At 72.8% G+C, this 243-nt stretch carries 1 protein-coding gene; it reads right to left on the bottom strand.

The genetic code is table 11. The features are described 5' to 3' along the window. Positions 1-13: 13 nt before the first annotated feature. The coding region (locus U8525_RS34735) for a hypothetical protein (protein WP_374271012.1) at positions 14-243 on the bottom strand (230 nt) is incomplete at its 5' end.

Raw genomic sequence — 243 nt, 5'->3', positions numbered from 1 at the left:
GCGTCGGCGGACGTCAGCGCGCGGTGCCGACGAAGGGCTCGCTGTCTGCCTCCTCGCTTGCGTGCTGGCCACGCGCCCGTGCGAAGAGGGGCAGCGGCGTCGCCGAGGCCGGAGCTCGCCCGACGAGCACGCAGCCCTCGAAGAAGAGCGCGACCTCGCAGCGCGCCAACCGCACGGGCGCGCCCCGTGCCTCGTGTGTCCACACCGCCGCGAAACCACCTCGCTCCACTCTCTTGGAGAACA

It is taken from the genome of Corallococcus sp. RDP092CA, from assembly GCF_041903675.1.
GTDB lineage: Bacteria > Myxococcota > Myxococcia > Myxococcales > Myxococcaceae > Corallococcus.
The sequence above is the reverse complement of the archived record's forward strand: the minus strand, read 5'-3'. Positions and strand labels throughout refer to the sequence as shown.